The 9,942-nt window shown below is 70.1% G+C and carries 8 protein-coding genes and 1 pseudogene; 7 read left to right on the top strand and 2 right to left on the bottom strand.

The window, feature by feature from the left end; all coding sequences use genetic code 11:
- Positions 1-447 precede the first annotated feature (447 nt).
- Together ACFV0Q_RS31775 and ACFV0Q_RS31770 are read right to left on the bottom strand one after the other, a co-directional pair.
- Complete coding sequence (locus ACFV0Q_RS31775) at positions 448-1,110, bottom strand: deoxynucleoside kinase (RefSeq protein WP_385010015.1); 663 nt, start codon at positions 1,108-1,110, stop codon at positions 448-450.
- A gap of 368 nt (positions 1,111-1,478) precedes the next feature.
- Positions 1,479-1,856, bottom strand: coding sequence for a hypothetical protein (locus ACFV0Q_RS31770; protein ID WP_385010013.1), 378 nt, complete (start codon positions 1,854-1,856; stop codon positions 1,479-1,481).
- Between the two features lie 302 nt (positions 1,857-2,158).
- On the opposite strand from ACFV0Q_RS31770, the gene ACFV0Q_RS31765 reads away from it, so the two are divergent.
- The 7 genes and pseudogenes from ACFV0Q_RS31765 (at position 2,159) to ACFV0Q_RS31735 (ending at position 9,900) form a co-directional block, all read left to right on the top strand.
- Positions 2,159-2,311 carry a hypothetical protein gene (locus tag ACFV0Q_RS31765; protein WP_385010011.1) on the top strand — a complete coding sequence of 51 codons (153 nt, stop codon included), beginning with the start codon at positions 2,159-2,161 and terminating at the stop codon, positions 2,309-2,311.
- Between the two features lie 230 nt (positions 2,312-2,541).
- Positions 2,542-4,104, top strand: coding sequence for a UDP-N-acetylmuramoyl-L-alanyl-D-glutamate--2,6-diaminopimelate ligase (locus ACFV0Q_RS31760; protein WP_385010009.1), 1,563 nt, complete (start codon positions 2,542-2,544; stop codon positions 4,102-4,104).
- A 167-nt stretch (positions 4,105-4,271) separates the two neighbouring features.
- The gene (locus tag ACFV0Q_RS31755; protein WP_385010008.1) at positions 4,272-4,781 is read left to right on the top strand and encodes a RidA family protein; all 510 of its coding nucleotides are present in this window, start codon (positions 4,272-4,274) and stop codon (positions 4,779-4,781) included.
- 382 nt (positions 4,782-5,163) lie between these two features.
- Positions 5,164-5,607: a luciferase family protein gene (locus ACFV0Q_RS31750; protein WP_385010006.1), complete on the top strand. Its 444-nt coding sequence runs from the start codon at positions 5,164-5,166 to the stop codon at positions 5,605-5,607.
- A gap of 463 nt (positions 5,608-6,070) precedes the next feature.
- Positions 6,071-6,645, top strand: a pseudogene (locus ACFV0Q_RS31745) (MerR family DNA-binding transcriptional regulator).
- 314 nt (positions 6,646-6,959) lie between these two features.
- Positions 6,960-8,366, top strand: coding sequence for a family 2B encapsulin nanocompartment shell protein (locus ACFV0Q_RS31740; protein WP_385010004.1), 1,407 nt, complete (start codon positions 6,960-6,962; stop codon positions 8,364-8,366).
- A 124-nt stretch (positions 8,367-8,490) separates the two neighbouring features.
- Complete coding sequence (locus tag ACFV0Q_RS31735) at positions 8,491-9,900, top strand: SufS family cysteine desulfurase (RefSeq protein ID WP_385010002.1); 1,410 nt, start codon at positions 8,491-8,493, stop codon at positions 9,898-9,900.
- Positions 9,901-9,942: the final 42 nt, after the last annotated feature.

The raw sequence follows: 9,942 nt of genomic DNA, 5'->3' as shown, positions 1-9,942 counted from the left end.
GGCCTCCCCCTGCCCCCGCACGCCGAGGACCTCGCCGAGGAGTCCGCGGCCGCCCTGCTCGGCTGAAGGGTGTTGCGGACGGCGTGGCGGAGGACGATCAGCCCGGTTCCCGGTAGGCGCCGTCCGCGATCACCGTCGTCCAGGCGGCCTTGGCGGGCAGGTCCGACTCGCGCCGGACGCGGGCGTCGTCCTCGTTCCCGGCGTAGGCCGGGCCGAGGCGATCACCAGGCGGTGCCGGGGCCGATGATGACCTGCACGTTTGCGGAGAACCGGTCGCCGCTCGAGCAGGAGACCGCCGTGAGGCCCGTCGAGATCACCTCCGACACCCACAGCGCCTCGGTGGTGATCTCCAGGCTCTTCCGTCTCCTGGGCTACCGGCTCTCCCTCGATCGCCCGCCGCCACCGGTCGCGTCGAAGGCGGATCGGTTCAGCGGGCACGCACGGTGCTCAGGCCTGGTGCCTGACGGCGACCAGGGCTTCCTTGACCTCCCGCACCACGCGGGCCGCGTCCTCGGGGTTGTTCACCACATCCGTGTGGTTCATGTCGACGACGAGGACCTCGCTGGCCGAGTAGTGCTGGTGCACCCAGTTGTCATAGCCGGACCACAGCGTCCGGTAGTACTCGACGAGGCTCTCGTCCTGCTCGAAATCGCGGCCCCGCAGCCCGATGCGGTGCAGCACCGTCTCGAAGTCCGCCTTGAGGTAGACCATGAGATCGGGTGCCTTGCGGTACGGCAGGCCGTCGATCTCGCGCATCATCTCGTGGAGCAGTCCCTCGTACACCCCCATCTCGAGGGAGCTGATCCGGCCCAGGTCGTGGTTGACCTTGGCGAAGTACCAGTCCTCGTAGATGGACCGGTCGAGGACGTTGTCGCCCTGCTTGTACGCCTCCTTGATCGAGGCGAACCGCGTCTGCAGGAAGTAGAGCTGGAGCAGGAACGGGTAGCGCCTCGCCTGGATCTCCTCGGGGCTCGCGGTGTAGAAGAGCGGAAGGATCGGATTGTCTTCCACGCTCTCGTAGAAGACTTCGCTGCCCAACTCCTTGGCGAGCAGTTCGGCCACGCTCGTCTTGCCGATTCCGATCATGCCTCCGACGCAGATCACTGGCATACCTCACTTCTCCCTGGGGCTTCTGTACGTGGGCGGGTGGGCTGGGCACCTCACAGCACTGAGACGCACGCCGACGGGCACGCGATTCCCCGGGAGGTTCATGATCAGCGTCATATGGTCCCCGTCCGGACCAGACCCTTGACCCATGCCGCTCGCATTGACCGGCCGGCCTGCTCGTCCGCAGTCGCCGCGCACAGCGACGAGCCGCAGCCACGCGGCCAGCCTGAATCTTAAATGATGATGCGCCCCGTGCTGGCCAGAGCGTCGGCACCCGAACCGACGCTGTCCCGTCGCAGATGATCTGGTCCGTCGCCGTCGGGCCGCTGACCCGACCGACGGGACGTGGGAGAGGCCGTCCGGGCGCAGGGTCAGCTCTCGTGGGGTGGGGCGGCGGCGAGGAGCTCGCGCTTGACGTGCTCGTAGTCGGCCACGGCCTGCGGTTCGCCGTGGTGATAGTCGGTCCAGAATGCGGGCCGCTGCCAGCGGGCGTCCGCGAGGCGGGTGCGGCCGTCGGCGATGACCAGCGTCCAGCCGGGTGGTATTCGGGTGTCCACCGTCTCGAAGTCGGCGGGGTCCCAGAGCAGTCCGGGGTCGGGTGTGTCGGGGCCGAGCACGCGGATCTGGCAATCGATGTCGTAGGCGACCATCTCCAGAACCGGGTAGATGCCGCCCACCCGGATCCCGTCGTACTCCGCGACTGGGACGTCGGCTGCCGGGTGGATGATCTGCAGGCATCTGACTCTCATGCGAAGAGTTTCGCCCCGGGCGATCCCCGGTCGCTGTCCGGGTCGCCGCGACGGTTCCAGCGAGGCGGCCATGTCCGGTCGGGGAGATGGCAACTCCCGGTGTTCCCCTGGTTGCCCTGGCGGATCAGCGGCAGGGGCGGAAGCCCACTGGTGCTTGCTCCGCACGGCTTGATGCCAGGTCCCGCCGACTGCGTGAGGAAGCCAAGACGGCCGAAGGTCCCGCCCGCGTCGAGGCGGGCGTCCGTGACCGAGGTGCCGGCGGAGCGGCGTTCGCGTCGTGCGAGCCCCCGTACACTCGGCCCATGAACCGCACACGCATGACGGGGGAGTGCCTGCCGCAGGCCGCTCCTGCCACGCGTGCGGTTTCCGGAGGCCGGACGGGCGTCAGCCCCCGGACCGCCGCCGACGCTGCGGCCCCCACGGTCGGCCGCGGCGTCCTGCACGGCCACGGCTAGCGCTTCCCTACCGCGCCCGGGCCCGGTTCGGCCCGGCCCCCGCGCATCGCCTTCCGCGAAGGATCTGCCCCGGCGGCCCCGCCTGATCACCGAGGCCCGCCCGGCCCCGTCGCCTCAGCACGACGTATCGCCCCCACCGCACACATCACCGCAGTCCCGACACTCCGTCCGGGCTGCTGCCAGGCGACGGCCGCACGCCGGGCCGTAGCCGCCCCTTTGAAGGGACCACCGTGAAATTGAGCGGGTTGCTGACCGGCCATGAGCATCACGTCATCCAGGGCGACGCCGAATCGACGGTGATCACCGCCGGTACCACCTTCGATGTCGACCAGGTGGTGCCGGGCTCGCTCTTCATCGCGGTTCCCGGCCACCGCGGAGGCGGCCCCGCCGCCATCGGTGCGGCGCTCGCGCGCGGGGCGGTGGCGGTGCTCGTCGACGTGGCGGGAGCCGCCGCCGCGCTCCCGGGGCGGGAGCTGCTGCCCGCGGCGTGCGTCATCGAGGTGTCCGACACCCGCAAGGCGGCCGCGGTCGCCTCCTCCCGCTACTTCGGCGAGCCGGGCCGGCACATGGACATGGTGGCGGTCACCGGGACCAACGGGAAGACTTCCATCTCCTACATGGTCGAGTCGCTGCTGAGGATCTCCGAGGGCGCCGTGGTGGGCGTGATCGGGACGGCGGGCAGCCGCATCGGCGACGAGATGATCCCGATGCCACCCTCGGTGCTGACCACACCGGAGTCGCCCGACCTGCAGTATCTCCTGGGCCGCATGCGCGACCGGGGCGCCGGCAGTGTGGTGCTGGAGGCCACCTCGATGGCCCTGCAGACCTACCGGATGGACAGAACATTCGTCGACGTCGGCGTCTTCACCAACCTGACCCAGGACCACCTGGACGACCACGGCACGATGGCCCGCTACACGGACGCCAAACTTCGGCTGTTCCGGGGCCTGTGCCAGCACGCGGTGGTCAACGTGGACGACCCGGTGGGAGCCGGGATCCAGGCGATGATGCCGGGCGCGGTGACGACCTACGGCCTCGACGCGCAGGCAGACTTCCGGGCCACGGACCTGATCGCGGACGCCTCGGGCACCCGGTTCACGCTGCGTCACGCCGGCCGGGACCATCCGGCCGCGATTCCGGTACCGGGCCGGTTCTCGGTGTCCAACGCACTGGCGGCCGTGGCGGCCTGCCAGGTACTGGGGCACGACCTGGGCGCACTGGTCGCCGCGCTCGCGCAGATGCCGCCCGTGCCGGGCCGGTTCGAGCGCTTCGTCACCCCCGGCGGCACCTCGGTGATCGTGGATTACGCGCACTCGCCCGACTCCCTCGACAAGGTCCTCACAGCCATCCGCGGCTTCGCCCGGGGCCGGATCATCACCGTCTTCGGCTGCGGCGGGGACCGGGACACCACCAAGCGGGCCGAGATGGGCCGGATCGCCGGAACCCACTCCGACCTGTGCGTCCTGACCTCGGACAACCCCCGCACCGAGGACCCCGAGGCCATCCTGGACCAGATCGCCCCCGGCATCGAGGGCACTGGCACACCGTACGAGCGGTCCGCCGACCGACGGCGGGCCATCGAGTTCGCGCTGGCCGCCGCGCAGCCCGACGACATCGTCCTGATCGCCGGAAAGGGCAGCGAGCCGCACCAGATCGTGGGCGAGGAACTGCTCCCCTTCAGCGACATGGCGACCGTACGCGACCTGGCACACACGTTGAGCGCCAGGAGCGCGAAGTACGCGCTCACCAGCACCCCGAGCCGGGTACGGGCCACTGCCCACGGCGACACGTAGCCGCTCGGCCGGCCCGCGGCTGCGTCGCCGCCGGCTCGGCGGCGGAGTCCCGTACGAAGGACCGCAAAGGACCAGGTCGTCCACTCGATACCCATTCGAGGGGTTCTCCCTTCTGCCGTGACAGCGTCGGGGCTCCAGGCTCCGCTGGGGACGAAGGGACAAGAGGAATGACCAAGTCAAGGCGCAAGGTCGGCATCGGCGCTGTGGTGGCCGCGGTCGTGGCCGCGATGATCACCTTCACGGGACTGCAGGGAGCCAGCGCGCAGGACCAGTCGCGCCGCGGCTGGGACCACTTCGGGTTCGGGGTGCCGTGGGAGGAGTCCTACGGGTACTCGCAGGGCATCAGAGGCGGGGACACGGTCTACATCTCGGGCCAGCTGTCGCACGACGCGGCCGGGAACCTGGTGGGCGTCGGCGACTTCGAGAAGCAGGTGCGCACGTCGTTCGACAACATGGACAAGGTCCTCGCGCACTACCGGATCCCGCGCAGCCAGATCATCAGCATGAAGATCTACACCAAGGACCTGCGCAAGAACTTCGACACGGCGGCGAGGCTCCACAAGGAGTACGTCGGCAACCACCGCACGACCGACACCATCCTCGGTGTCAGCGACCTGGCCTTCCCCGACCAGCTGGTGGAGATCGAGGCCGTCGCGCTGGTGTCGCCGCGCTCCTGACCGAGTGGGCCGCGCGGATACCGCCGCGCGGCCGCTCAGCGCACAGCGGCGGTCATGGTGACTGCCTTTCTGCGATCGCCTGATGACCGGCCTGCGTCGGGCCCGTCCCCGTTTGCGGCCCGGCACCCGTTTCGCCGGGTCCCGGGCGGTCGTGGTGGCTGTCCCGCCCGTACGGAACCGGCGCGATCACCGGCAAGCCGGTCGCCCTCGTCGGCACCGCCTTCACCACCACCCACCCCCGCCGACGACACCGAAGTCGCCACCGGACTCCGGCACGTCCTCGACCGGCTCTCCATCAAGGCAGCCATGTGAAGCATCCATGCTGCAGCTCCGTCGACCATGCACGCCGCGGCCGGCTCACCGGCCCGAAAGGAACACCGCCATGCTCACCCTGACTCCCCGCAACGGCGCAGCCCCGCGGGTCTTCGGCCCCGCCCCGCACGGCCAGGGCTCCCAGATCGCCCCGATCATGCTGCAGGAGGAGCTGTGGGAAAGGATGCGCGCGTTGCCCTACGTGTACATGTCCCCCACGCTCGTCTCGGTCCCGCACGCCCGTGCGCTCTTCCTGCCCGAGGGCATCGGCACGGGCCCCGCCGAGGCCTTCCAGCGCGGTAGGGAGTGGGCCCACATCCATCCCCACCACGACGGCTCGCTCCACCTCACGCTCCCGCCGGAGGCCGAGGACGACGTCATCGCCGCGGGCTGGGGCGTGCACCACCCGGTCCAGGCCGTGACGCTCGTCTACGGGCCCAGGACCGCAGCCGAGCTGGAGACGGTCTGGAAGATCGTCCAGCTGTCGTACCGGTACGCGGTCGGCGCGAGCTGACGCACCAGGCCAGGCAAGAGAGGACACGGAGATCCCCGTGAGCAACTGATCGTTTCGATGTTCCTCTCGTTGGACGGCGTCATACAAGGCCCCGACGGCGTGGCGCCTCTCAGGCGAGAGGAAGGAGAGCGACAGGTCGGGCCCGGTCGCGCGGAGGGCAGGAGTGCCGCGTACCGGCCCGCGGCATGGTGCTCGGCCACGGTGAGTGCCAGGTCCGACAGTTCTCGTACGGCGGCGTCCCTCTCGGTGTCCGGCGCGGCCTCCGCGCGGCGCAGGGCCGGGACGACGAGCCGCGCATGGAGACGGGCGTTCTTGCGGCGGGGCGACGACCTCGCAAGGGTGCCGGTGCGGGACGGGTGCGAGGAACCTGGGTCTCGGGGTTGAAGTTGCCGCTGCGGCAGCTCCTACCGTCGTGCCAGGGCCCGAAAGACCGGCCCGGCGACACACACGTGCAGGAGTCGTGATGGACTGGCCGATCTCAGAGGTGGCCCGGATGTCGGGCGTGACCGCCCGGACACTGCGCCACTACGACGAGACCGGCCTGCTGCCGCCGGCCCGGATCGGCGCCAACGGCCACCGCTACTACGAGGAGCACCAGCTGCTGCTGCTGCAGCAGATCCTCGTACTGCGGGCGCTGGGCATCGGGAGAACCTCTTCGAGGGCGTGACGCCCTCCCAGTACGAGGAGAACATGTCCGGCTTCCCCGAACTCGCCGAGGCGGTCGGACGCCGCGCTGCCACGATGAGCCAGGCCGACGCCGATGCCGCGCACCGGCAGCGCACTGCCCAGATGATCCGGCTGGCCGAACTCATGGCCGCGGGTCACCCGGCCGACGCAGAACCCGTGCAGGCCGAGATCGACGCCCAGTACCGAGCGCTGACCCAGCTGCACCCCGTCTCCGCCGAGGAGTACCGGGCCATCGGGCGTTCCTGCGTGGACAACGACACCTGGCGCACCGCCTACGAAGCGATCGCCCCGGGTCTGGCCGCGTACCAGCGCGACGCCATCGAGGCCTACGCCACCACCCGGCTGAACTGAGCGCGGCGCAACCGCCATCCCGGGACAGCCCCGCGATGGCGGTTGCGCTCTGTCACGGCGGTCGGCCAGGTTCGATCTCAGGGATTTCGAACGCCTCGTGCGCTGATTCAACTCTTCGAGTGAGTTTCACGGGTACATGCCTGACGAGGCCCACGCTCCGCGCCGCAGCAGCGATGGAACGGGCTGACGCCTCCGTCATATTGCCGCAACAATCCTTCCTGGCGAAAACGCGAAGAGCGGATGTTCCGCCTGTCATACGTGCTGTTTCGTCTCCTGATTTCCCCGGATCAAGGACAAGGACCAAGGGAGCGGCCATGACCACCGAGAGTGTTCAGCACGGCCAGCAGAGCCTGAGTACCTCCGCCGCGAGGAACCTGGCCACGACCACCAAGTCAGTGCCGCAGATGATGGGGATCACCCCGCGCTACCTGCTGCGCGCCCTGCCGTGGGTGGAGTTGGAGGCGGCCGTCTACCGGGTCAACCGCCGTCGGCACTTCCTCCTCGGCGACGGATTGATCGCCACTTACACCGACGGCGGCGAGGCCCGGGTGATCGCCGAGGACCTCCGCGAGATCGCCTTTCTCCGCGACCTGGACAGCCCGGTGCTGAGCGCCCTCGCCGGCGGTTTCGTGCAGCGCGAGGTCGCACCGGGCGAGCTCATCACCGGCGTGGACGATCCCGCCGGGCAGTTACACGTCATCGCGTTCGGCCGCGCCGAGAAGCGTGCCACGGGCCAGTACGGCGAGGACGCCCTGATCGCCGTCCTCGGCGATGGGGACTTCTTCGACGCCCCCGCCTGGGCGCGCGGCGAGACGCCGTCGTATCAGGTCAAGGCGGTCACGCGATGTACGGTGCTCTCCCTCGACCACCGGATGCTGTCCGAACTCGCCGACCGAGAGCCGCTCCTGCGTGCCCGGTTGGACGCGTACGCCGCCAACGGCCAGGGCCCCACCGAGCGTGAGCGTCCGATCGAGATGACCTCCGGCCACAGCGGCGAGCTCGACCTGCCGCAGACCTTCGTGGACTACGAGGAGAGCCCGCGCGAGTACGAGCTGAGCATCGCGCAGACCGTACTGAAGGTGCACACCCGCGTGTCCGACATCTACAACTCCTCGATCGACCAGGTCCAGGCACAGCTGCGGCTGACGTCGGAGGCCCTGCGCGAGCGCCAGGAATGGGAGATGCTCAACAACCCCGGCTACGGGCTGCTCCACAACGTCGTGCCCAGCCAGCGCGTGCACACCCGCAAGGGTGCGCCGACCCCCGACGACCTGGACGAGCTCCTCACCCGGGTCTGGAAGCAGCCCGCCTTCTTCCTGGCCCACCCCAGGGCGATCGCCGCGTTCGGACGCGAATGCACCCGGCGCGGGGTACCGCCCCAGATCGTGGAACTCTTCGGCAGCCCGTTCTTGACCTGGCGCGGCGTGCCGCTGCTGCCCTGCGACAAGCTCGACCTCAAGGGCTCGGGCGACTCGGTGCCCGGGACCACCAACATCCTCCTGATGCGGGTCGGCGAGGCCGAGCAGGGGGTGGTGGGCCTGCGTCCGGCGAAGGTACCCGACGAGGTGGAGCCCGGCTTGTCCGTACGGGCGATGGGCGTTGACCGGCAGGCCATCACCTCGTACCTGATGACCAGCTACTTCTCCGCCGCCGCGCTGGTCGACGACGCCATCGCCGTGCTCCAGAACGTCGAGGTCGCCAACTACCATGACTACTCCTGACGGCTGGCGGGGGCGCGGCGCCGAAGCCGGCCACCCCCCGGCTCCTGCGGTCGTCCCGGCAACCGAGGACCCGGCCCGGGAAGCTGCGCCCACTGCGGCCGGTCTCCTCGCGACGCTCCCGCGGGTGGCCGCACTCCCGCGGCCTGATGCCTTTCCGCTGCCGACGGCGCTGGCCCATGCGGCCACCGGCTTCCCGTACTGGCTGCCGCGGCAGAACGAGGCCCCCGGGACGCCTCCTTCAGCTCCACCCGCATCGCCACCGGGCGGCTTCGACGTAGAGGCCGTCAGGCGGGACTTCCCGCAACTGCACCGGGACGTGCACGGCCACCCGCTCGTCTGGCTGGACAACGGCGCCACCACACTCAAGCCCCGCCAGGTCGTCGAAGCGGTCGCCGAGCACTACGCGAGGGAGACCTCCAACGTCCACCGCGGCGCCCATACCCTGGCCAAGCAGGCCACCCAGGTCTACGAGGAAGGGCGCCAGGCGGCCGCAGAACTCCTCGGCACACCCGACCCCGACCAGATCGTCTTCGTCCGCGGGACCACCGAAGCCGTCAACCTCGTGGCGCAGAGCTGGGGCCGCGCCAACCTCGGCGTCGGCGACGAAATCCTGGTCTCCGCCGCCGAACACCACTCCAACCTGGTGCCCTGGCAGCTGATCGCCGACGAACGCCGGGCACGCGTCCGTCCCATCCCGCTGCTGGCCGACGGACAGCTCGACCAGGACGCCTACCGCGACCTCCTCGGCTCCCGCACCAAACTGGTCGCACTCACCCACGCGTCGAACGTGCTGGGAACCGTCCCGCCGGTCGCCGAGATGATCGCGCTCGCCCACCGCTACGGTGCCAAAGCCCTCATCGACGGAGCCCAGGCGGTCAGCCACTTCCCCGTGGATGTCACCGCCCTCGACGCCGACTTCTACGCCTTCTCCGGACACAAGGTCTTCGCTCCCACCGGCATCGGCGTGCTCTTCGGCAAACGCGAACTGCTGGAAGCCATGCCGCCATGGCAAGGCGGCGGCAACATGATCGACTCGGTGAGCTTCCAGGAGACCACCTACGCCCCCATCCCACACCGCCTCGAAGCCGGAACCGGCCACATCGCGGGAGTCGCCGGCCTCGGGGCAGCCCTGCACTACCTGGCCGGACTCGACCGCGAGAGCGCCACCGCGTACGAGGAACGACTCACCCACTACGCGACGGGCGCACTCGCGACGGTCCCCGGGCTGCGGCTGATCGGCAACGCGCCCGGAAAGATCGGCGTTCTGACCTTCCTCCTCGAGGGAACCGACCCGAACGCAGTGGCCGCCGCCCTCGACCAACAAGGCATCGCCGTCCGCGCCGGGCACCACTGCGCACAGCCCGCACTGGCTTCCTTCGGACTGAGCAGCGCCGTCCGCGCCTCGCTGGCCCTTTACAACACGGTCCAGGAGGTGGACGCCCTGGTAGCCGCCCTCCACGGCATCACGACCCCACCATCCCCGAGCTCGAAGAGCTCGGCCCCGCCACCAGCCATCCCGCGGTCCTCCGTCTGAGAGATCGCCCCTGACGCATCCCAGCGCGGGCCGCCACCACAC

The organism is Streptomyces sp. NPDC059564 (genome assembly GCF_042735575.1).
In the GTDB taxonomy this organism is placed as follows: domain Bacteria; phylum Actinomycetota; class Actinomycetes; order Streptomycetales; family Streptomycetaceae; genus Streptomyces.
Note: the sequence above shows the minus strand (reverse complement) of the source record. Positions and strands in the feature narration are given on the sequence as shown.

What these genes read in the sequence shown, in the direction of transcription:
- ACFV0Q_RS31755 (WP_385010008.1), top strand. Translation starts at nt 4,272, where the DNA reads ATGACCAAGTCAAGGCGCAAGGTCGGCATCGGCGCTGTGGTGGCCGCG.
- ACFV0Q_RS31770 (WP_385010013.1), bottom strand. Translation starts at nt 1,856, where the DNA reads ATGAGAGTCAGATGCCTGCAGATCATCCACCCGGCAGCCGACGTCCCA.
- ACFV0Q_RS31775 (WP_385010015.1), bottom strand. Translation starts at nt 1,110, where the DNA reads ATGCCAGTGATCTGCGTCGGAGGCATGATCGGAATCGGCAAGACGAGC.
- ACFV0Q_RS31750 (WP_385010006.1), top strand. Translation starts at nt 5,164, where the DNA reads ATGCTCACCCTGACTCCCCGCAACGGCGCAGCCCCGCGGGTCTTCGGC.
- ACFV0Q_RS31765 (WP_385010011.1), top strand. Translation starts at nt 2,159, where the DNA reads ATGAACCGCACACGCATGACGGGGGAGTGCCTGCCGCAGGCCGCTCCT.
- ACFV0Q_RS31740 (WP_385010004.1), top strand. Translation starts at nt 6,960, where the DNA reads ATGACCACCGAGAGTGTTCAGCACGGCCAGCAGAGCCTGAGTACCTCC.